The organism is Azospirillum brasilense (genome assembly GCF_008365405.1).
GTDB lineage: Bacteria > Pseudomonadota > Alphaproteobacteria > Azospirillales > Azospirillaceae > Azospirillum > Azospirillum brasilense_D.
Genome location: NZ_QOKV01000002.1, coordinates 426,004 through 448,094, shown reverse-complemented (window position 1 = coordinate 448,094; position 22,091 = coordinate 426,004). Strand labels below are relative to the sequence as shown.

18 protein-coding genes are annotated in these 22,091 nt (G+C 68.2%); 4 read left to right on the top strand and 14 right to left on the bottom strand.

The genetic code is table 11. The annotated features are described in order from the left end of the window. Entirely contained in the window at window positions 1-1,029 is a 1,029-nt protein-coding gene (locus DS837_RS06305; protein ID WP_149163937.1) for an AbrB family transcriptional regulator, read from the bottom strand. A 213-nt stretch (window positions 1,030-1,242) separates the two neighbouring features. Between DS837_RS06305 and otnI the strand changes: the two genes are divergently transcribed. Both otnI and DS837_RS06295 read left to right on the top strand, forming a co-directional pair. Then, window positions 1,243-2,031, top strand: coding sequence for a 2-oxo-tetronate isomerase (otnI, locus tag DS837_RS06300; RefSeq protein ID WP_149163936.1), 789 nt, complete (start codon window positions 1,243-1,245; stop codon window positions 2,029-2,031). A 2-nt stretch (window positions 2,032-2,033) separates the two neighbouring features. Further along, window positions 2,034-2,924 carry an AEC family transporter gene (locus DS837_RS06295; protein WP_149163935.1) on the top strand — a complete coding sequence of 297 codons (891 nt, stop codon included), beginning with the start codon at window positions 2,034-2,036 and terminating at the stop codon, window positions 2,922-2,924. A 34-nt stretch (window positions 2,925-2,958) separates the two neighbouring features. On the opposite strand, the gene DS837_RS06290 is transcribed toward DS837_RS06295, so the two are convergent. The 12 genes from DS837_RS06290 to DS837_RS06235 all read right to left on the bottom strand — a co-directional run bounded on the left by DS837_RS06290 (window position 2,959) and on the right by DS837_RS06235 (window position 19,921). After that, complete coding sequence (locus DS837_RS06290) at window positions 2,959-3,930, bottom strand: glycosyltransferase family 2 protein (RefSeq protein ID WP_149163934.1); 972 nt, start codon at window positions 3,928-3,930, stop codon at window positions 2,959-2,961. Continuing rightward, a complete protein-coding gene (locus DS837_RS06285) occupies window positions 3,927-4,850 on the bottom strand; it encodes a glycosyltransferase family 2 protein (protein ID WP_149163933.1) in 924 nt (307 codons plus the stop codon). The genes DS837_RS06290 and DS837_RS06285 overlap by 4 nt, the downstream gene beginning before the upstream one ends. A 35-nt stretch (window positions 4,851-4,885) precedes the next feature. Continuing rightward, a complete protein-coding gene (locus tag DS837_RS06280; protein ID WP_149163932.1) occupies window positions 4,886-6,319 on the bottom strand; it encodes a lipopolysaccharide biosynthesis protein in 1,434 nt (477 codons plus the stop codon). Continuing rightward, on the bottom strand, window positions 6,316-7,749 hold the full coding sequence (locus DS837_RS06275) for an O-antigen ligase family protein (protein WP_149163931.1): 1,434 nt from the start codon (window positions 7,747-7,749) through the stop codon (window positions 6,316-6,318). Before DS837_RS06275 ends, DS837_RS06280 begins: the two co-directional genes overlap by 4 nt. 98 nt (window positions 7,750-7,847) lie before the next feature. Further along, window positions 7,848-10,100 carry a GumC family protein gene (locus tag DS837_RS06270; RefSeq protein ID WP_149163930.1) on the bottom strand — a complete coding sequence of 751 codons (2,253 nt, stop codon included), beginning with the start codon at window positions 10,098-10,100 and terminating at the stop codon, window positions 7,848-7,850. A gap of 43 nt (window positions 10,101-10,143) precedes the next feature. Further along, entirely contained in the window at window positions 10,144-11,538 is a 1,395-nt protein-coding gene (locus tag DS837_RS06265) for a nucleotide sugar dehydrogenase (protein ID WP_149163929.1), read from the bottom strand. A gap of 404 nt (window positions 11,539-11,942) precedes the next feature. After that, a complete protein-coding gene (locus DS837_RS06260; protein WP_149163928.1) occupies window positions 11,943-13,121 on the bottom strand; it encodes a GNAT family N-acetyltransferase in 1,179 nt (392 codons plus the stop codon). A gap of 72 nt (window positions 13,122-13,193) precedes the next feature. Continuing rightward, on the bottom strand, window positions 13,194-14,417 hold the full coding sequence (locus DS837_RS06255) for a right-handed parallel beta-helix repeat-containing protein (RefSeq protein ID WP_149163927.1): 1,224 nt from the start codon (window positions 14,415-14,417) through the stop codon (window positions 13,194-13,196). Between the two features lie 19 nt (window positions 14,418-14,436). Then, window positions 14,437-14,640, bottom strand: a complete 204-nt coding sequence (locus tag DS837_RS06250) for a hypothetical protein (RefSeq protein ID WP_149163926.1) — start codon at window positions 14,638-14,640, stop codon at window positions 14,437-14,439. A gap of 294 nt (window positions 14,641-14,934) precedes the next feature. Next, window positions 14,935-15,975, bottom strand: coding sequence for a polysaccharide deacetylase family protein (locus tag DS837_RS06245; protein WP_149163925.1), 1,041 nt, complete (start codon window positions 15,973-15,975; stop codon window positions 14,935-14,937). Between the two features lie 51 nt (window positions 15,976-16,026). Beyond that, window positions 16,027-16,908, bottom strand: a complete 882-nt coding sequence (locus tag DS837_RS06240) for a glycosyltransferase (protein ID WP_145624764.1) — start codon at window positions 16,906-16,908, stop codon at window positions 16,027-16,029. An 829-nt stretch (window positions 16,909-17,737) separates the two neighbouring features. Continuing rightward, entirely contained in the window at window positions 17,738-19,921 is a 2,184-nt protein-coding gene (locus tag DS837_RS06235; RefSeq protein ID WP_149163924.1) for a carbohydrate-binding domain-containing protein, read from the bottom strand. Window positions 19,922-20,350: 429 nt separating this feature from the next. Here DS837_RS06235 and DS837_RS31965 point away from each other — a divergent pair, with 429 nt between their 5' ends. Then, on the top strand, window positions 20,351-20,497 hold the full coding sequence (locus DS837_RS31965) for a hypothetical protein (protein WP_170295754.1): 147 nt from the start codon (window positions 20,351-20,353) through the stop codon (window positions 20,495-20,497). Window positions 20,498-20,515: 18 nt separating this feature from the next. Here DS837_RS31965 and DS837_RS06230 read toward each other — a convergent pair whose 3' ends face one another. Continuing rightward, the gene (locus DS837_RS06230) at window positions 20,516-20,977 is read right to left on the bottom strand and encodes an Lrp/AsnC ligand binding domain-containing protein (RefSeq protein WP_014242014.1); all 462 of its coding nucleotides are present in this window, start codon (window positions 20,975-20,977) and stop codon (window positions 20,516-20,518) included. Between the two features lie 168 nt (window positions 20,978-21,145). Here DS837_RS06230 and proC point away from each other — a divergent pair, with 168 nt between their 5' ends. Next, window positions 21,146-22,030, top strand: a complete 885-nt coding sequence (proC, locus tag DS837_RS06225; RefSeq protein WP_247889796.1) for a pyrroline-5-carboxylate reductase — start codon at window positions 21,146-21,148, stop codon at window positions 22,028-22,030. The last annotated feature ends 61 nt before the right edge of the window (window positions 22,031-22,091 follow it).

Below are 22,091 nucleotides of genomic sequence, written 5' to 3'. Positions count from 1 at the left end.
TCAGCCGCGGCGGGGCTGCCACCAGCGGGCCAGGAAGCCCAGCCCGGCGAAGCGCACGACGTGGTGCGTGCCGACGAAGGCGGTGTCGAGGCCGAGCACGAAGGCCACGATGGTCATCGCCTCCACCCCGCCCGGCGCGTAGGCGAGCCAGAGCTGGCCGAAGGGAAGCCCGAGCATCCAGGCCCCCGCCCAGGCGAAGACCGAGGACAGGACGAGCGCCAGCGCCACGCTTTCCAGCGACGGGCGCAGCGCCGCCCGCAGGGAGGCCAGCGTGACCCCGGCGAAGCGCGACCCGATCATCGCCCCCGTCACCACGAAGCCCGCGTTGAGCAGCCAGCCCGGCAAGCGGTGGTCCACAAGGCCGCTGCCATGCAGCACCGCACTCCCCAGCATGGCGCCGAGCAGCACGCCGCCGGGCACGCGCAGCCGTTGGAACAGCAGGCCCGCCAAGGCGCTGACCCCGACCAGAAGAGCCAGTTCGGGCAGGGCGTCCGCCGGGTCGGAGAGGGCAGGGCGGGGCGGCAGGCCCGGCGTGGACGACACCAGCTCCAGCAGCCAGGGCATGGCGGCGACCAGGACGAACAGGCGCAGGCTCTGCGCCAGCGCCACCCGCGGCAGGTCGGCCCGGCTCTCCGCCGCCATCACCAGCACCGCGCCCAGCGCGCCGGGAACGGCGGCGTAGCGCGCGGTCGCCGGGTCCCAGCGGTGCACCCGCTCCAGCCACGCCGAGCAGGCGTACAGGCAGGCCATCACCGATCCGGCGAGCAGCGCCATGCTGAGCGGCCAGGAGGCCATTTGGTGCAGCGTGTCGGGCGTCACACCGGCGCCCATGGAGATGCCCAGCAGAACGAAGGCGGCGGTGCCGAGCGGGGAGGGCAGGCGGAGTTTCAGCCCGCCGAGCGCCCCGCCGGCCACCGCGGTCATCGCCCCCATCAGCCACGCCGCGGGAAGCCCCGCCAAGGCGAACAGCCCGCCCCCCAAAGCGGCCAGAAGGAGGGTCAGGGCGGTGGAGGCGAGTCGCTTCATCATCCGTCGGGTCCGGCTGCGGCAAAGGCCGTGCACTGTGCGTGTCACCCGCAATCTTGCGCAACCGGTATGGGCGGTCACCTGACAAGCGTGTGCGGCATAGGCCGGCGATTGTCCGGACCGTCCGCCTGCTGCATTGTCGGGCCAACCGGCCGCCACGGCGGCCCAGACGACGCGGGAGGGGACTATGCCCACAAGAACCGGGGGACGGACGCCATGAGGTTCGCCGCCAACCTGTCCATGATGTTCACCGAGCGGCCCTTCCTGGAGCGGTTCGGTGCCGCGGCGGCGGCCGGCTTCGACGCGGTGGAGTTCTTGTTCCCCTACGACGTTCCGGCGGAGCGGATCAAGGCGGCGCTGGACGACCACGGGCTGACCCAGGCGCTGTTCAACCTGCCCCCTGGCGACTGGGCGGCGGGGGAGCGCGGCATCGCCTGTCTGCCGGGCCGCGAGGCGGAGTTCCGCGAGGGCGTGGCGACCGCCATCGCCTATGCCAAGGTGCTGGGGAATCAACTGCTGCACTGCATGGCCGGCGTCCCGCCGGAGGGTCAGGAACGCGACGCGGCGCTGGCGACCTACACCGGCAATCTGCGCCACGCGGCGGCGGCCTGCGCGGAGGCCGGGTTGACGCTGCTGGTGGAGCCGATCAACAACCGCGACATGCCCGGCTATCTGATGAACCACACCGCGCTGGCCCGCCGGGTGATCGGCGAGGTCGGGGCCCCGAACCTGAAGCTCCAGCTCGATCTCTACCATTGCCAGATCAGCGAGGGCGATCTCGCCACCCGCATCCGGGCCAACGCCGACCTCACCGCCCATGTGCAGATCGCCGGCGTGCCCGACCGGCAGGAGCCCGACCGCGGCGAGGTCCACTATCCCTATCTGTTCGACGTTCTGGCCGACACCGGCTACCGCGGCTTCATCGGCTGCGAGTACCGGCCCCGCGCCCGGACGGAGGACGGGGTGGGCTGGTTCCACGCCGCCAAAGCACAGGCCGCGCGCTGACCATGGACCTGCTCGCCCCCTTGTCCAGCATCGCCGCGGTCGTCGTGCCGGTGTTCCTGATCGCCGCCCTCGGCTTCGGCTGGAGCCGCGCCAAGCTGCCCTACGACAGCGCCTTCATCACCACCTTCGCGATCAACGTTTCCACCCCCTGTCTGGTTTTCTCCTCGCTGGCCCGCCTGACGCTGGGAGGGGACGACCTGCTGACCATGGCGGTGGCCTCGGTCGGCTGCATGGCGCTGGCCGGGCTGATGGCGACGCCGATCCTGCTCGCCAGCCGCCTGCCGCTGCGCGTCTATCTGCCGGCGCTCAGCTTCCCCAACGGCGGCAACATGGGCATTCCCGTCTGCCTGTTCGCCTTCGGGGAAACCGGGATGGGGCTGGCGGTGCTGTTCTTCGCGACGCTCGCCGTCCTCCAGTTCACCATCGGCCCGGCCCTGGCGGCGGGGCGCACGGACGCCAAGCAGGTGCTGCGCACCCCGGTGATCTACGCAGTGGCGCTGGCCGTTTTCGTCCTGATGACCGGATTCCAGCCGCCGCAATGGGTGACCAACACGACGACGCTGCTCGGCAACTGCGCGGTGCCGCTGATGCTGTTCTCGCTGGGGGTGGCCCTGGCGGGCCTGCGGATGCAGGGCATGCTGCGGTCGTTGGCGATGTCGGCGCTGCGCCTGCTGCTCGGCTTCGCCGCCGGGCTGGCGGTGGTGGAGGTGCTGGGCCTGGAGGGCACGATGCGCGGCGTCGTGCTGCTGGAAAGCACCATGCCGGTGGCGGTGTTCAACTACCTCTGGGCGCTGCGCTACAACAACGCGCCGCAGGAGGTCGCCGGGATGGTGCTGGGGTCCACGGCGCTGTCGTTCCTGACGCTGCCGCTGCTGCTGGCCGTGGTGATGTGAAGAGGGGAGGGGGGCGACACTTCGCCCCCGCACTTCACGCCGTCGCGGCGTCCGAATGGGTCGCCGCGCGGACCCGGCGGTGGAAGGACGGCGGCACCACGCAGGTCCCGAAGAACATCAGGTAATGCCGCATCTTCGGGTCGCCCGCCCGCGTCGCTTCGGCCAGCAGGCGGCGGACGGCGTTCCAGTCCCCCTCGCGGCGGGCCATGCCGACGACCTTTGTCATCAGGAAGGCGGCGTAGGCGTTGCCGGTCATCAGCGGACGGTGCGTGCGCGCCCACTCGAAGGCCTGCCGCCAGTCGTCCACCGAATGCAGCGAGGCGCGGCCCTCGTCGATCTCCACGAAGCACAGCGGCTCGTCCACGAAAACCAGTTCGGCGCCCGGCTGGTCGAGCGCGCGGAACAGCCAGCCCCAATCCTCGAAATGGCGGTAGTCCGGCATCGGCACGGCGAGGGCCAGCGAGCGTGGCACCATGATCGTCGGGGTGGCGAGATAGCCGGGGCGGGACAGCGGGCTGCGGCGGTCGATCAGGTAGTCGCTGATCGGCTCGCCCGGCTCCGGCCGGCGCTGCGGCCAGACGTAGCGGCGCTCGCCGATGCTGACGCTGGTGCTGCAGGACACCACCGGCAGCGTGGCGCCCGACGCCTTGGCGGCGGCAAGCTGCCGCTCCAGCTTCTCCGGCGCCCAGGAATCGTCGTCGTCCAGGAAGGCGATCCACTCGCCGAGCGCCGCCTGCACACCGGCGTTGCGCGCCCCCGCGGGGCCGAGCGACGCCGGGTTCTGCACGATGCGCAGGCGGCGGTCCTCCACCGCCTCCAGGGCCGCGACGGTGGCGGGGTCCGGCCCGTCGACGACGACGACGATTTCGACGTCCTTGAGCGTCTGGGCGCGAACGCTCTCCACGGCCTTCAGCACGAGATGGGGGCGGTTGCGCGTCGGGATGACCGCGCTGACGGTGACGGGCGGGGCTTCCGCCGCACCACCTGTCATCTTCGCGTCCTTCATCGCTTGTACTCCAGATATTGGAAGCCCATCAGGCCGTAGAGATAGCCGCTGCCGACGCAGATCTTTTGCAGCCGGCGGATCGGCCAGCTCGTGTCGAAGGCCAGCGCCATCGGCACCAGCGGCAGGGCGGCGAGGTTCAGCGCGATGTGCGCGAGACCCAGCGTGGAACGCTTCACCAGCGTGCGGCGCTGACCGTTCAGCTTGGCCTCGGTCAGCGACACGCAGGTGCCCAGGCGGAAGGCGCGGCGCAGAATCCAGCGCGCGGTCATGCGGCTGGCCGGCACATGCTCCTCGATGGTCGCCTCGTCGCACCAGACGATGCGGTGGCCCTGGCGGCGGATCTGCTCGAAGAACAGCACGTCGCTGCCGCCGGACAGGCTCAGCTCCGGGTCGAAGCGGACGCCGCCCTTGAGGATGGAGCGGCGGAACAGCACGTTGCCGGTGGCGCAATAGGCCGGCTCGCTGCCCGTGGGCAAACGTTGCAGATCGTGGAAGCGGCCCTTGGTCAGCCAGTCGGGCGGGCGCTTCTCGTAGATCGGCAGGACCGGGCCGGCGACCACGGCGGCGCCGGTGCGCTCCATGGCGGTCACCAGCCAGTCCAGCCAGCCGGGGCTCGCCACCTCGTCGTCGTCGATGAAAGCGATCAGGTCGGCGTCCGTGGTCTCGTCCAGGCAGCGGTTGCGGGCGGCGGGAATGCCCGGCACCGGCTCCGCCGCGTAGCGGATGGGGAAGCGCCAGTCCTGCGCCATCTCGCGGCACAGCGGTTCGGCGGAGCGCGCCGGGTCGTTGTCCACCACCAGCACCTCGACGTCCAGCGGGGCGTCGGGGTTGAAGGTCAGCCCCTCCAGCGACAGCAGCGTGCGGTGAAGATCCTTCGGCCTGCGGTAGGTGCACACGCAAACCACCAGCTTTTTCGACATGATGCCTGTTCCTTCCTCACGCCTGTTCATGGTGTTCATGCCGGGGATCGGGTGCGTTTCAGCCGGGCCAGCGCGATCCGCACCTGACCCATCAGGTTGGCGGGGTTGAGCACGGCCAGGGCCAGCAAATAGAGGCTGCCCGCCGGGGCGAGCTGGACGAGCAGCAGGTCGCTTTCCATCGCCGCGATCTTCAACCCGGCGGCGAAGAGCAGGGCGGCGGTGGTCACCTTCAGAAGATCCTTCACCGGCACCGCCAGGACGCCGGCCCGCGGCATCAGGATGGCCGCGGCCACCACCCAGCCGAGCTGCGCCGCCAACGAGCCGTAGGCCGCCCCGATCACCCCGAAGCGCGGGATCAGGAACAGGTTGGCGCCGATGTTCAGCACCGCCGTCAGCATGGTCAGCTTCAGAATGTAGCCGGTCTTCTTGGTCAGGTGCAGCGACAGGTCGAAGTGATAGATGCGCAGGATGCTGATGAAGACCGACAGGGCGACGAGCGGCATGATCGCCGCACCGGTCTCGCGGTACGCCTCGCCGAGAAGCAATCCGACGATGCCCTGGGCGGAGATGACTTCCATCAGCACCAGCGGCAGGCAGACCAGCAGCAGGATCGTCAGGTTCTGTGCCATGATCGGGCGCGCGGCGCGCGGGCCGGCGCTGTCGAAGGCGCGCGACGCCATCGGCAGCGTGACCAGCGAGGCCGCCGACGCCACCAGCATGATCGGCTGCTTGGCGAGGTCGAAGGCCATGGCGTAGGCGCCGGCCGCCGCCTCGCCGATGAACCAGTAGATCAGGAAGCGGTCGGCGAAATCGAGCGCCCAGCCGACCATCAGGCTCAGCATCAGCGGGCCGCCGAAGGTCAGCAGCAGGCCGACCCGCTCCCGCGCCGGCCAGCGCAGCGAGATGCCCTTGAGGTCGGAGCGCAGCCAGATCGCGGTGACCAGCAGGAAGCCGATGCTGGTGCCGAGCAGCAGCCCCTCCTCCTTCCAGCCGATCAGCACGAAGACGGAGCCGAGCGCCAGCCCGAACAGCGCCTTGGCGAAGGACTTGGCCGCGAAGACGGAGCCCCTCAGACGCGCCCGCGACATCTGGATCGACAGGTCGAACCAGGAGATCAGGATCGCGATGACCGGCAGATACAGCACGTAGTCGATGCCGTTCATGCCCGGATAGAAGGCAACCACGGCGCCGAGGACGGCGAGCACCCCGCAGGCCACCACCAGGAAGGCGGTGACCACGGTGGAGAGCCAGGCGTCCCGCTCGGCCGCGTCGCCGCCGCACTTGCGCAGGACGAACAGGCCCATCCAGGAGAAGCCGCAGGCGTTGATCGCCGCCGCCGCCGCCATCACCAGCGCGTAATGGCCGTAGGCCTCCGGCGTGACGATGCGCGAGAAGACCGCGACCGCCGCGAAGCCCAGGATGCCGACGGCGATCCGGGTCGCGAAGAAGGCGAAGCCGCTCGACATCATGACCGCGACTCCGCCACCGGGATGCCGTTCTGCAGCTTGGGCCGCCGTCCCGCCGCCGGACGCGGCGTCAGGGCGTGGGCGTGGACCGTCTTGGCCAGCCGCGTCTGAAAGGCGGTGAAGAGGAACCACAGCAGGCCGTTCTGGATCAGCAGGCTGCTTTCCGCGACGTTGCCCAGCAGGAGCATCATGGCGAAGACGATGTGCCAGCGCGCCGCCCCGCTGCGGTCGACCGGGACGATCCGGGCGATCCGCGACAGGTAGATCACGTAGGCCACCAGGAAGAGGCCGAGGCCGAGCAGGCCGACGTCCAGCGTCGTCTGGATGAAGCCGTTGTGGGCGTGGATGTCGAAGCGGCCCGAGGTGCGCCAGAACAGCGCGCCCGGCGCGTCCAGACCCGACCAGAAGGCGCTGAAGCCGTAGCCCAGCACCGGCTGCTGCTCGATCATGCGGAAGGCGAAGTCCCAGATCAGCGTGCGTCCGGTCAGCGTGATGTCGCGGCCGAGCAGCGCGACGATGCTTTCCAGGTTCAGCAGGGCGAAGATGGCGGCCAGCATGATGACCATGGTGCCGCCGTACAGCTCCAGCGCCAGCGATCCGGCGTCCTGCCGGTGGGTAACCAGCATCACCAGGGTCATGCCCGCCGTGGCGACGATCAGCGCCGTGGCGGAGCCGGACATGGCGAGACAGCCGGCCATGATCGCGAAGGTGCCCAGCCGCCAGACCAGCGCCATGGTGTCGGTCACCGGGCGGGAGCGCAGGACGAACAGCCCGGCGGTCAGGCCGAAGGCCATGGCGTCGCCCAGGCCGTTCTTGTGGGAGAAGACGCCGCGCCACTGCGATCCCTGCTCCGCCGGCATCAGGCCGTAGCTCGGCAGGCCGATCGCCAGAAGCGCGCTCAGCACCGCCAGTACGAAGACCGCGCGGTGGATCAGCCGGGCCAGGGCGACCTCGCCGTAGGACAGGCCGACATAGAGGCCGAAGATGGTCGTGCCGACCAGGGCCACGCTGCGGCGGATGGTCAGCGACGGGTCATGCGACCATTGGCTGGACGCAATGGCCAGCACCACCATGAGGGCCATGGGAATGCTGAGATAGCGGAAGGCCCGGACGCCGTGGAGCATGACGATCCGCAGCAGGGCCGTGGCGTAGAGGCCGGCGAAGATGAGCTGCTTGATGGTGTCGCCGGAGGATTCCGGTGCGCCGCCCGCGCGCAGGATGAAGCGCTGCGAGGGCGCGGACATCAACACCGACAGCAGCGCGTCCCACAGCAGGATCAGGCCGATGGCGCACACCACCTGATCGAACAGGCTGGGCGTGAGATCGGCGGCGCTGCGCAGAAGCGGCGGCGTCCGTGGCCGGGCGGGCGGCGCGTCCGCAGCGGGCGCCGCCGCCAGAGCGGCTCGGTTTCGCGGAAATGGCGTTGCACTCATCCTGTTCCCCCGATGAACCCCCTGGGACCAACTCGTCCCTTGGGGTACGGAAACGCCCGGCCGCCGGGGCGCCGGGCGTTTCCGCCGTCACGTCATGGTCAGCGCGTGTAGTAGCGGCGCGCCTCGTTCATGCCGTAGGCCTCTTCCGACGCGTCGGTGCGGGCCAGCCTCTTCAGGTCCACGCGGCTCAGCACGACGCTGGTTACGTCGCGGCCCAGCTCGGTCAGCCGCTCGATGGCCCGCTGGACCACGGCGCGCGGCGTCTGCTCCCAGCGCACCACGAACAGGCATTCCGTCGCCGACCGGGTCAGCACGCCCGCGTCCGCCACGACCGCCATCGGCGGGGTGTCGAGGATGACGCAGTCGTATTCGAGCGAGGCGAACTTGATGATGCTCGCCAGCTTCTCCGACCCCAGAAGCTCCTGCGGGTGGTCGCAGTGCGGGCGGCCGACGACGTAGTGCAGCCCGCTGCGGCCATCCACCTGGACCACGTCCTGCCATTCCGCCTTGCCGACGATGAGGTCGCTCAGGTCGCCCGGGGCGTTGTCGCCCAGCACGTTCCCGATGCGCGGGCAGCGCAGGTCGCATTCCAGAAGCAGGACCCGCCGGCCGGACGCCGCCAGCATGCGCGCCAGGGTCAGGCAGACGGTGGTCTTGCCCTCGCCGGGAACGGCGGAGGTGACCATCACCACGGAGCCGGTGTTCAGGGCGCCGCGGGCGTAGAGCGACACGCCGATGGCGCGCACCGCCTCGCTGTACTCCGACCGCGGACGGTCGAGGACGTAGTCTTCCGGCTTGGCGTTCTTGTGATGCGGCAGGGACGGCACCAGCCCGATGGCCGGCACGCCGATCGTCTCTTCCACATGCTGGGCGTTGCGGAAGGTCTTGTTCAGATGGTCGCGCAGGAAGGCCAGGAACATGCCGATCAGCAGGCCCACGGCCAGACCACCGCCGACGAACAGCTTCTTGCCCGGCGTCGACGGCTCCAGCGGCGGTTCCGCCTTGGACACGACGCGGGCGTCGCGCTGCTGAAGATCGTCCTGCTCGCGCGTTTCGACGAGACGCTGGAGCAGCCCTTCGTAGACGCGGCGGTTGGCGTCGGCCTCGCGCTGGAGCTGGGCCAGACGGACGTTGGCGCCCAGCTCGCCCGCGGTTTCGGCGGTCAGCTTCTTCAACGCGGCCTCAAGCTCGCGCTCGCGGGCGCGGGCGATCTCGACCTCGTTGTTGATGACCGCCATGATCTTGGTGGCTTCCTCGCGCATCTTCTGGCGCAGGTTCGTCAACTGATTGACGTAGGCCTGCACCGCCGGATGCTGGTCGCCGTAGCGGGTGCGGTATTCGGCGAGCCGCCGCGCGATGCCCGATTCCTCTTCGCCCAGCCGCTGGATCAGCGGCGAGCCCAGGATCTCCGCCGCGTTGCCCTCGGTCGGGCTGCGCGCGACGATCCGGGCATTCTGCGCCCGCGCCTCCGCCCGGCCGCGCTCCGTCTGGGCGACGACCAGGGCGCGGTTCAGCTCGGCCAGCTGCTGCGACAGGAAGGTTTCGCCGCCGGTGCCGCCGAGTACGAGGCCCTGCTGCGCGCGGTAATCCTGCACCGCCTTGTCCGACACCTCGACCTGGGCGCGCAGCTCGTTGATGCGGTCCTCCAGCCACTTGTTGGCCTGCTGGTTGACGTCCTTCTTGGTCTGGAGCTGGTCGCGCAGGTACTCGTCGACGAAGGCGTTGGCGATGCGCGCCGCCTTCTCCGCTTCCTTCGCCTTGAAGGAGACGAGGATGGTGTAAGACTGCGCGTCGCTGGTCGCCGACAGGCCGCGGCGCACGTCGGCGATGACCGCCGCGCGTTCCTTCTCCGGCGACGTCGGCTCCTTGACGCCGATGCCGGCGGAATTCAGGTAGCCGGTGATCTGCTGGCGCAGCGGCGACAGGTCGTAGCCGACGGTGTCGTTGATCCCGGCGATGGCGCGGTCGATGGCCGAAGGCCGCTCAATGGCGCCATTGAACTCCGGGTCATGGACCAGCCCCAGCCGGTCCACCACCTTGGCGGCGGTGGCGGTCGAGGTGATCATGTCGATTTCGGTCCGGATCGCCGCCGCCTCGCGCGGCAGGTTGGAGATCACGGCGTTGATGTCCGTGACCTCCGTCGTGCGCGGGTCGATGATGAGCACGGCCTGGCTGGTGAACCGCGGCTCATAGAGCAGGGCACCGGTGGTGGCCAGCGCGGTGCAGCACAGGACGCTGGCGATGATCGTGCCCCGGCGTCGGCGCAGCACCTGGAGGAGGTCGCGGAGCGCGACCTCCCGCGTGCTGGCTTCGGACCCCAGGGCTCCGTCTACATGAGTGTACGCGGCCATCCCATTCTCCTGAGGATCGGTCGGTGAGGGTCCAGGCCGGCGGTCAGCCCTTCACGATCTTCTCGTCAACGATGCCCGCCTTGCCGAAGGCATTGCGGGTGTCGACGATCAGCGGCAGCCCGTCCAGGAAGGCCTTCAGATCGAAGGAGTCGTGGTCGGTGCACAGGATCGCGGCGTCGAAGGCGCCGTCCCGGATCTCCTCCAGCGCGACCGACGGCGTGCCGGCCATGCGGGCCAGACGGCGCGTCTCCGGAAGCTCCGGCACATGCGGGTCGTAGTAGAAGACCTCGCAGCCGCGGTCCTGCAGAAGATCGATGATCTTCAGCGCCGGGCTTTCGCGCATGTCCTCGATGTTCTTCTTGTAGGCGACGCCCAGAACGAGGATGCGCGACCCGCGCAGCGCGCGGCCGAGCTTGGAGTCCATGGCCTGCGACAGCCGCTCCACCACGTAATGCGGCATGCGGGTGTTGATCTCGCCGGCCAGCTCGATGAAGCGGGTGGCGACGTCGAACTCGCGGGCCTTCCAGGTCAGGTAGAAGGGGTCGATCGGGATGCAGTGACCGCCCAGGCCGGGGCCGGGGTAGAAGGGCATGTAGCCGAAGGGCTTGGTCTTGGCGCCCTCGATCACTTCCCAGACGTCGATGCCCATCGCGTCGTAGACGACCTTCAGCTCGTTGACGAGCGCGATGTTGACGCAGCGGAAGATGTTCTCGGTCAGCTTCACCGCCTCGGCCGCTTCCAGCGACGAGACCGGGATCACACGCTCCAGCGCGCGGCCGTACATCGAGCAGGCGATGCGCAGGGCGTTGGGGTCCTCGCCGCCGACGATCTTCGGGATGCGGGCGGTGGTGAAGGTTTCGTTGCCCGGGTCCTCGCGTTCGGGCGAGAAGGCCAGCAGGAAGTCCGTGCCGCTGACGAGGCCGGTCTTCTCCAGGATCGGGCGCACGACTTCGCGCGTCGTGCCGGGGTAGGTGGTCGATTCGAGGACGATCAGCTGGCCGGGGCGCAGCACCTGGGCGATCTGCCGGGTGGTGACCTCGATGCAGCTCATGTCCGGCTCGCGGTTGCGAGTCAGCGGCGTCGGCACGCAGATGACGATGGCGTCCATGTCGGCCAGCGACTGGAAGTTCGCCGTGGCCGTGAAGCGGCCCTCCTCCAGCATCCCGCGGACCTCGTCGGTCGACACGGTGCCGATGTAGGAGGTGCCGCCGTTGAGGCTGGCGACCTTTTCCGGATCGATGTCGAAGCCCGTCACCGAGAAGCCGGCCCGCGCGAACAGCCGCGCCAGAGGCAGGCCGACGTAACCCAGGCCGATGACGCCGACGCTGGCGGTGCCCGCCGCGATCTTCGACTCCAGCGTCGCCAGGGCTTCCGGAATGCCGGACGTGCCGACCGAACCCCCGCTCACCAACAGGTCGGCAAACTCATTGCTCGACATAAGACGTCTCCTTTTCCGACTCTCTTGTTCGTAGAGGTTTCACTGTTGTTCGCGCTGTATTTCTCAGATCAATTCTACCGACACAAAACCGAAGCCAAGGTCCGGTTCTGACATCGGGCCTTGGCTTTTGCTGTTCATAAGACTGATCGATCGGCGTTTCCTCTCACCGAATACATTAGGCTGCTTTGTCTAAGCACCCAGCAATCGTGATAGAAAAAGTGGCAGCCGTAAACGTCGTAAAAGGCCGAACCACCGTCAGTTGACCGGGTTATCTTTCTTGTGAGACTTTCGGGATGACCATCCCGAAAGGTGCTTTATTAACCCCTTTTGAGTAACCACGGGCAGAATAGACGAAAGGAGCCGGACCGGCGCGTCGGCGGCCGGACGGCTCCTTCGCACCCCGGTCATCCCTGGACGGCGACTCCCTCCGGTTGCAGCCCGACGGTCTCGGGCAGGGTGTTGTGCATCAGGAAGCTGGCGTCGCCGTCGCCCATGGTCAGCAGCCAGTTGCCGCGGTCGGCGAACTCGTCCCGGTCGATGCCGGCGTCCGGCCCGGCGTGCGCCATCACCCGCACCGGGAAGCCCACGCGGTCGGGCACCTTCATCATGCCCATGGCGAGGAAGGTCCGCTCCGCCCGCGTGTTCAGCGTCCGGCAGATCAGGGCGGTCGCGCGCTCCGCTGCGGCGATGCGCAGCGTGTGGCTCAGCAGGACCCACAGCCACTTCGGTTCGCACAGGTAATCGACGATGGCGAGGCAGGGCTCCTTGCGCCAGGTCTCGCGGCGCAGGACCACGTAGCCCAGCGGCTCGCCCCCGCGCGTCAGGATGAAGCGCCGGTAGTCCGAGGCGCAGGGAATCGCGTCGTAGCGCCAGCGCAGATGCGTCAGGTCGCGCAACGCGATCAGCGGGTAATGCGGGGAGGCGCGCCGCCAGATGGCGTCGGCCCGCCCGTCGAACCGCCCGATCTCCTCGAACCGTGCGCCGGTCGCCCGGCTCAGCAGGTGGCCGCCGATCCGCGCGCCGTGCAGGGCCGGCCCGGCGATCGTCCCGATGGTCCGCATGCGGCCTTGGAGCGAAGACGCCTCCAGGCAGCGCCGCGTGTCCAGCGGGAAGACGTAGGCGGGCAGGGCGCCGATGTCGATCCAGCCGGCCTTGCTGTAGGCCTTGTAGGCGGAATCCGAGATGTGGATGGCCATGGCCAGCGGACGGCTGTCGAGCTGCGCTTCCGCCAGGGGCGTGAAGGCGCCGCGCATCCGCCATTCCGGCAGGACCATCAGGCTGTTGGCCCAGGAGGCCGGGATTTCCCGGTCCCGCGCCTTCAGGCGGAACGGAATCCCGCATTGCTGGCCGACGATCTGACCCTGCCGCTTGCACACCCAGACCTGCGGCCCGTCCGCGTCCCGGTCGGGCACCTCGTCGAAGAGCCAGCGGTTGTAGGCCTCGTCCACCTGCCAGACCCGTTCCCCGAACATCTTGCGCTGGAAGCCGCGCAGCTCCCCCGTGTCGGAAGCGTCGAAACGGAAAACGGTTTTCTTCAGCCGGTCGGTGATCGACTGACCGACGGTGCTGCTGCTGGTGCTCACATGCCCCCCCTTGTTCGAACGCGCCGTCCCCTTGCCCGGCCCGCGGCTCGCCCGCGGCCCCTGGGGCCGAGGTCAGCGCACGGATTCCGGCCGCATTCCGGACGCTTCCTGCACGGTTCCTCCTGATGGTTGGCTGGCCGATGGTTGGTTGGCGGTGGTGCCGGCCCGGGGTTCGGATTTGGCCTCCGATTTGGCATCGTTGCTGACCCGGTTGCCGGTGATGGACTTGCCGATGCTGTCGGCGATGATGATGGCGGCCCGCTTGCCGTTGCGGTGGAAGAGGTTGTCGCGCAGTTCCAGCGTGATCGAGCCGTTGCCCTTCTGGTGCTGCAGGACGCCGCCGTTGTTGTCGTAGAATTCGTTGTCGTAGACCCGGTACGTCACGTCGATCCCGCGGTTCTGGCCGAGCGAGAGGCCCGCGTCGGCGTTGCGGAAGATGACGTTTCGGTAGATCTCGGTGCTGGACTTGGCCAGGATGCCGGCGCCGCGCGGGTTGTCGTGGATCAGGTTGTTGTGGATTTTCAACGCGCTCCCGGCCTGTCCCTGGTCGTGGTAGAGGCCGTGGGAGCGCCCCTCGCCGCCGTTGACGCCGTTGTTGAAGACCCGGTTGCGGGCGATCTCGCCGGTCAGGATGCGGCCGTTCCAGCCGGAATAGACGCCGCCATCCTTGCGCCAGCCGTTGTCGGCGATGGTGTTGCGCGTGATGACCTGATCGGTGTTGTCCGCGGCGTAATGCACGATCCCGTAGGCGCCATTGCCGGTGATGGCCGACCCGTCGATCCGCAGTCCCTCGGAGGTGCCCTGGACGACGATGCCGGAGCCGCCATTGCCCGCGACCGTCACGTTCGTCACCGACACGTTGCGCGCCCGCGGGCCGAGCAGCAGGCCGGTGTCGGCCGCGCCGGTGATGGTCAGCCCGTCGAAGGCGACGTGCGCCTTGCCGTTGAGGCTGACCGCGACGGAGGCGCCCCGCGCGTCGATCACCGGCGCGTCGCCCTTGCCATAGGCGCCATAGGTGATCGGCCGGTCGGTCGTGCCGGAGGAGGATGCCAGAAGGCTGCCGCGCCAGCTCTCCCCGCGCTCGAACAGCACGCGGCTTCCCGGCGGGAAGGCCATGCCGTTCACCTTCTCCAGCGATTTCCACGCTTCCTTCGGGCCGCGGCCCGACCGGCGGTCGTCACCGTCCGTGGCATCGACGTAGAAGACCGGCGCGTTCTCGGCGTTCCGGCGCTCGCTGACGAGCAGCGGCGGCTGGGCGGGACGCTCGATGGCGGGAGGAGGGGGCAAGTAATCCATGGTTACGGCTCGCGCGGTCTTACACGGCGACGCGGATCAGCGCGTAGGCGAGACCCCAGGCCGCCAGCGCGCAGCCGGTGCACAGCAAGGCCCAGCCGGCCCGCTGGAGATCGAGCACCGGGATGGCGACGCGGTCCGTCGTTTTCGCAGCGGCGTCCGCCGGAAGGACGTCCGCAACCCCACCCAGCAGGTTCGGGCTGGCCGGCGTGGCTTGCTCGATCATAGCGATCTCCTCGCGGGGGGCCTGATAAGCGGGGGAACCGGCGACTGAAACCGCAACCTGTCCCTATTGCGGTATTTTGTGTTACGTCGCGGACAAATAAAGGGAAATGAAAAGGGATCACGCTTAAGCGATCAGTGTACGATAAGGGGGCATTCCAAAGGGAGGAATAGGCTTTCTCTTTGGAATTGCGGCGTGGTCATCGCCCGTAACGCCTATGCCAACGGGAAGAACTCCCTCCCCCGCAACGGGTGAGGGAGCGTTTCATAGGCCGGACCGCTTATCCGGCCGGACCGTTCATCCGGCAAGCGCGCGCTTCATGTTGCCGGCGCCGCCGCGCAGAAGGCGCTTGACCAGTTGCTGCTTTGCCGGGGCCGGACCGTTCTCGAAGCAGATCCGCTGAATCCGCCGCTGCGGACCACCCCGGCGCGGCCAGGACGTGCCGAAGGTGACGTCGACCCCATTGCCGTACAGCTCCTCGAACAGCGAGTCGTGCAGACCCTCGTCCGAATAGGGGAAGGCGAAGGAGCCGCAGCCGGGGCCGAACAGCTCCCGGATGCCGGCGACGCTGCCCGTCACTTCCCGCTTCCGCTGTTCCGGCGTCAGCAGGCGGTGGTTGGGATGGTCGAAACCATGGGCGCCGATCGACACGCCCTCCGCCATCAGATCCGCGATCTCGTCGCGGGTCAGATAGGGCTTCTGGGTCACCAGGAAGCCGGCGGTGTCGAACTCCAGCACGGTGGCGATCTCGTCCAGCACGGCGCGCTGCTGCCAGCTCACCTTCATGACACCGGTGGAGGGATCGGCGGTGGCGACGCCCGCCCGCGCCAGGGTGGCGGCGCAGACGGCGCGACGGGGATCGGCTTCCGCCAGTCGGCTCAACCGTTCCGCCAGAAGGCTCGCCGTGTGCCGGTAGAAGAGCGTCCTGTTGTCGAGGAAGTTCAGGTTCAGATACAGCGCCGGCCGGATGCCCTTGCGGCGCAGGATGGGCATCGCGACCTCGGCGACCTCGCGCATGCCGTCGTCGAAGGTGACCAGCAGCGACGGGCGGCGGATCTCCGGCCCGCCCATGGCCGACCCGGTGACGGTGGGCAGGTCCGTCGGCTCGAAGTGCTTCAGGAGGAAGTCGAGATCCTCCGTGAACTCCTTGGGCGTGCGGGGTCGGTAGATGTGCTTGAGATGATCCGGCACCGTGTCGCAGACGGCGTGGTAGACGACGGCCAGCACCGGGCTGCCGTAGGCGTGATGGCAGGCGGTCCCCAGCGGGTTGCGCAGCGCGTCCGTCCACCGGAGCCGCCGACCCAACCCGCCACCGGAAATCACGTCGGCAACGCTCATTCAAATCCTCCCGCGGAAGGGTCAAAGGGCAGTAGGTCGGGGGGCAGAAGGTCAGAGGGCGTCCGCGCCATCGGGGGCGAGGCGCTTGGGCTGGATCATGGCGGTGTGGATCCGGGCCATGGCCTGCGCTTCGGTCGGCGTGCGGACCAGGCGGTACAGCATCCTCTTCAGGCCCGGCGGCGTCAGCCGGAAGCCGATCTGAAGCGAGGCCGTCGCCAGGAACTCCGAATTGGTCAGGAAGCCCGACCGCCAGCACCAGACCCGGAAGGCCCATTCGTTGACGGCGTAGCGCAACCCGCCGCGGCGGACGCGCTGGGCCATGCTGGTGCGGAAGAGGAGAAGCGCCTCCTGCACCGTCTCCATGCGCGCCCCGGCCTGAAGCAGGCGGACATACAGGTCGTAGTCCTCCAGATTCCCGAAGCAGGAGCGGTAGCCGCCGATGGCGGTCAGCGCCCGCCGCCGCACCATCATGGTGGGGTGCGACAGGACGCAGTGCCACTTCATGCCTTGGCTGATCTCTTCGTGTGTCTCCGGGCTGCGCTTCACGCAGGTGATGGCGCCGGGGTCCTGTTCGAACTCCGCGTGCCAGGAGAACGACGCGTCCAGCCCTCCCTGCTCGGCGAAGGCGCGCGCCTGCGTCTCGAAGCGGTGGGGCAGGCAGATGTCGTCGCTGTCCATGCGGGCCACCAGATAGCCCGTGCAGTACTGCAGCCCATCGTTCAGCGCGCGGGCCAAGCCCCCCTGGTTGCGCCGTCGCACCACCACAAGCCGGCAGGCGTTGGATGCCTGATAGCGGGCGATGACCTTCTCCTGCTCCTCTCCGATCCGTCCATCGACCACCAGCACGCACTCGCGCGGGAGAAGCGTCTGCGTATAGACGCTCTCCAGCGCTGCCTGAAGGTTGTCCGCCTTCTCGCCGGCGTAGGTGGCCATAAGCACGCTGATCGATTGAGTGTCCCGACCGTCCCTCGGTCCGCTCACGTGATTCATACCTGGTCTCCACCCCTCTTGTCGTGGCGACGCGGACGGCGTGCGATGGCCGTGACCACGGACACCGCGGCCCTGGGAATGGAGGCGTTTGCGTGCCGCCCTGAGCCCCGCGTCCGCGGCACGCGCGCGCAAGCGGTTTCGGCGTTCCTTCCCCGGTGGCCGTCGGTCCGGCGCCTGTGCGGCGCCTGCCGTCCCGTCCTTGTCGTCGTTTGCAGTGCCGTTTCTTGCCCTGTCTCGTCCCTTTCCTGGTCGGTTCGGTGAGGATTTCCGTCCGGTCCGCATCCCGGATTAGGACACCCCTGGCCGTCGTATCGGCCGGTGCCGATGCACGCATAGGCACGGATTAGGTCTGTGGACGCTATCAAAGGGCGGATGGCGGGTAAACCTACATAAAGTGCAAGCTAAATATCCCCTTCGCAGCGCCCCAAAGAGAAAGCCGACTGCCACTTTGGTCGATTTTGGAGAAAGTGGGGGATGCCGCGCGCATTGCGGAGAAATAACGGCTGATCGTCATGAAAAGGCGGTGAATGGGGATGTCGTCCGGACTTCTCCACTCCGATGAGTTTGGCCTTATTGTGCACCGCACAAGAAATAGAGGCGAAGTCGACGCCGCCGGCCGGGCTGTCCTTCCGATTATTGCCGTTTTGTGTCGCGAACGAAAACCGGAAAAGTTGCCCAAACACGCCGCCTGGACATGCCGTCCGGACACGCCAACGCCCGGCCAGAGACTGGCCGGGCGCGGACGTTGCCAAAGGGTCGGAACCCCCGATCGTCAGATGATCGGGTTGGCCTTGGAGGCCGAGGAGATGGTGTTGTTGGTCACCGTCTGCTTGATGCTGTCGGCGATGTTGATCGCCGCGCGGCCGTTGTTGTTGTAGAAGGTGTTGTCGTACAGGCTCAGCGTGATCGACCCGGCGCCCTTCAGGTGCTCCAGGATGCCGCCGTTGTTGTTGAAGATCTCGTTGCCGTAGATCTTGTAGGTGACGTTGGTGGTCTGGTTCTGGCCGAGGGAGATGCCGACGTTCGAGTTGCCGTAGATCGTGTTGTTGTAGATCTCGGTGCTCGACTTGGCGAGGATGCCGGCGCCGCGCGGGTTCGAGTAGATCACGTTGTCGTGGATCTTCAGCGTGCTGTTGGCCTGGCTGTGGTCGTGGTACAGCCCGTGCGACCGGCCGTCGCCGCCGCCGCTGCCGTTGTTGAAGATCGTGTTGCCGGCGATCTCGCCGCTCAGGATGCGGCCGTTCCAGCCCGAATACACCGCATCGGTCCGCCAGCCGTTGTCGCTGATGATGTTGTTGGTGAAGTACTGGTTGGCGTTGTCGGCGGAGTAGTGGACGAGGCCGTAGCCGCCGTTGCCGTCGATCGTCGAATGATCGATACGCAGGTTGTTGGAGGTGCCGCTGATCACCACGCCCGAACCGCGGTTGTCGATGATCTGGGAGTTGGTGACCTTCACGTTCATGGCGCCGCCGTTGAGCAGCAGGCCGGTGTCGTTCGAACCCGTCATCGTCAGGTTGTCGAACGTGATGTTGTCCTTGTTGTTCAGGCTGACGGCGTAGCTGGCGCCGCTCTTGGCCTTGATGATCGGGTCGGCGCCGGTGCCGTAGGCGCCGTAGATGATCGGCTTGTCGGAGGTGCCGGAGGTCGAGACCAGCAGGCTGTCGGTCCAGGTCTCGCCACGCTCGAACAGGACCAGCGAGCCGGCGGCGAAGTTGGTCGAGTTCACCTTGGCCAGCGACTTCCAGGCCTGGTTCGGGTTGTTGCCGGAGTTGCTGTCGTTGCCGTGCGTGGCGTCGATGTAGAAGACCTGCGAGGCCGGGGTCGCCGGATAATCCGACGTGCCGCCGCCCGGGTTCGACGGGGCGGGCGGGGCCGTCGGCGTGGTGGGGGTGGTCGGCGTGGTCGGAGTGGTCGGAGTCGTGGGGGTGGTGGGCGTGGTCGGCGTCGTGGTCGCGGCGGGGAAGAACTCCTTGGGCGCGGCGACGACCAGCGTGCCGTCCCACCACATGCCGGACTGGCCCTTGACCACGTCCTTGCCGTCGAACGCGCCCTTGTCGTAGGTGACGGAGGCGTCGGTCGGATTGACCGCGTGGCCGTTGATGGTGATCTTGTTGACGATCAGGTTGCGATCCTGGCCGTTCACGAAGCCATCGTTGTCGTACTGGATCTGGACCTTGTGGGCCTGACCGGCGGCGATGTTCGCGTTGAAGGTGAAGTCCTTGGCGGCGGTGCCGGCGGAACCCTCGCCGATGACCTTGCCGTCCACCATCACCTTGAAGTGCGGGGCGACGCCGCCCGCCAGGTTGCCGGCGGCGTTGACGACGATCTTCGTGGCGCCCGTCACCGCTTCGGCGGTCGCGGCGGGGAAGAAGTCCTTGGGCGCGGCGACGACCAGCGTGCCGTCCCACCACATGCCGGACTGCCCCTTGACCACGTCCTTGCCATCCAGCGCGCCCTTGTCGTAGGTCACCGCCGGGTCGGCCGCGTCGAGCGCGTGGCCGTTGATGGTGATCTTGTTGACGATCAGGTTGCGGTCCTGGCCGTTCACGAAGCCATCGTTGTCGTACTGGATCTGGATCTTGTGGGCCTGATCCGCCGTCACGTTGGCGTTGAAGGTGAAGTCCTTGGCGTCGGTGCCGGCGGAACCTTCGCCGATGACCTTGCCGTCCACCATCACCTTGAAGTGCGGGGCGACGCCGCCCGCCAGGTTGCCGGCGGCGTTGATGACGATCTTCGTGGCGTTGTCGGCGGTCGCGGCGGCATCGGCAAGGGCCAGCGGCTGCGCGGCCTGGAGGGCCTGCGCCTGGAGGAGGCTGGCCGGCGTCGCGAACGGATCGGCGGTGGACACGGCGGTCTCGCTGATCGTCAGGTGCGACGTATCGGCGCCGAATGCGCCGGCGTAGTTGGTGTGGTCGGTCAGGTCCTGGTGGTGGAGGTCGATACCCAGATCGTCCATGGTCTGCACTCTCTTCCTTGTGGGGATGCCACCGCGGTTGGTGGCCGGCGGGGCAGGCACGCGGTCGGTGCGTCCCCATCCTTTCGGTTAGCGCTCTAGCCATTCGGCTTACCCCTTAAGACTATCGGCTTCGTTGTGGCCTTAAATGGGACGATTTTAGGATAATAAATCTCAAATACGTTGCATTACCGCCACAGTGATGCCGATACGCCCCGGTGGCGCGCTGATTTGGCGTTGCAACCGGCGGAGAAAACACCGTCGCCGCCCGCCGCGACGGCGGTACCGAAAGCAGCGCTGCGCAGCCAGGGATAGCGGTGAGGCGGGCAAAAAAGGGGATGGTGCCGGTTTCGGATCATCCATTGACTCGGGTCAATCCGCCGGGACCGATCCGGGCTTAGCCTCCCTGCATGCTTTGCAAGGAGGTATGACATGGAGACGATGGTCTTTCTGGTGCTGGCGCTTCTGCTGACCGGCTTCCTGACGGCGCTGTCGGTGCTGGGCTTGGCCACGCTGCACGCCACGGTGCGGGCCGTTATTCCGCCTCGCCGTCCGATGACCCCCGTCCGGGCGTCGTGACCGGACGTCACATCTGAATCAGAGGGGGAGGGGGCCGTCGTTCTTGACCTCCTCCATCACCGCGTAGGTGCGGGTTTCCCGGACGCCGGGCAGCGACAGCAGCACATCCCCGAGAAACCGCCGGTAGGCCGCCATGTCGGCCACCCGCGTCTTCACCAGATAATCGAACCCGCCGGCCACCATGTGGCACTCCAGAACCTCCGGCGCGTGGCGGATGGCCTGGGCGAAGCGGTCGAACACGTCGGGCGTCGTCTTGTCGAGCAGAACCTCGACGAACACCATCAGCCCGAAACCCAGCCGGTGCGGATCGAGCCGCGCCGTGAACCCCGTCACATAGCCGTCCTTCAGCAACCGCCGCATCCGCTCGCCGGCGGTCGTGGGCGACAGGCCGACCCGCTCCGCCAGATCAACGGCGGAAATGCGCCCGTCCATCTGCAAAATCGCCAGGATGCGCCGGTCGGTCCGATCAAGTTCCGTCATTTTCACGCTCCATGCCACCCTGTTCCGTTGATATCGCGGTACGAAGGCGAAAACAACCATGGAGGCACGGCGAACTCCACGATAGTCTGCGGATGCCGCAGTGGAACAAGCAAAACAAAGCGAACACGGCGGCCTTGAGAAGACGAATTGGACCGGGTGAGAGACACCGTGACCTTCGATATTGGCCCCAACGCCGTGGATGGCGCCGGATCGGCGCCGGGCGGCGGCACGATCCTTCTGCTGGGTGCCGGACGCATGGGCGGCGCCATGCTGCGCGGCTGGCTGGCGCAGGGCGTGCCGGCCTCCAACATTGCGGTCGCCGACCCCAGCCCCGCGCCGGACTTGGTCGAACTGGCCGCGCGGACCGGTGTCCGCCTGAATCCGGCGGATAGCGCCGCGGTCGATACCCTCGTGGTCGCGGTCAAGCCGCAGATGGTCGAGAGCGCCGCGGAAGGCGTTCAGGCGATGCTGGCGTCGCAGACGCTGGTGCTGTCGATCATGGCGGGCAAGACGCTGGCCGACCTGCGCCGCCTGTTCCCGTCCGCGGGCAGCGTGGTTCGGGCGATGCCGAACCTCCCGGCGGCGGTCGGGCGCGGCGCCACCGTCGCGGTGGCCGAACCGGGCTGTCCCGCCGACCGAAGGGAACGCGCCGCCGCCCTGCTGACGGCGGTCGGCAGCCTGGAGTGGCTGGCCGACGAGGCGCTGGTCGACGCCGCCACGGCGCTGTCCGGTTCCGGCCCCGCCTATGTCTTCTACCTCGTGGAGTGCCTGACCCGCGCCGGTGTGGAGGTGGGGCTGCCCGCCGACGTGTCGGAACGGCTGGCCCGCGCCACGGTCGAGGGGGCGGGGGCGCTGATGGGCGCCACCGGCCAGCCGGCGGCGGAACTGCGGGCCGGGGTGACCTCCCCCGGCGGGACCACGGCGGCCGGCCTTTCCAAGCTGATGGCGGATGACCACCTCCAGACTCTGTTGAACGCGACCCTGCGCGCGGCGGCCGCCCGCGCTGCAGAACTGGGCGCCGCCGAACTGGGCGGAACCGGCCCGAAGGCCTGAGACGAACACCCCTTTTCACCATCAGGGACCGGCTCGCCCCCGGCCTGCGGATTCGAGCGGA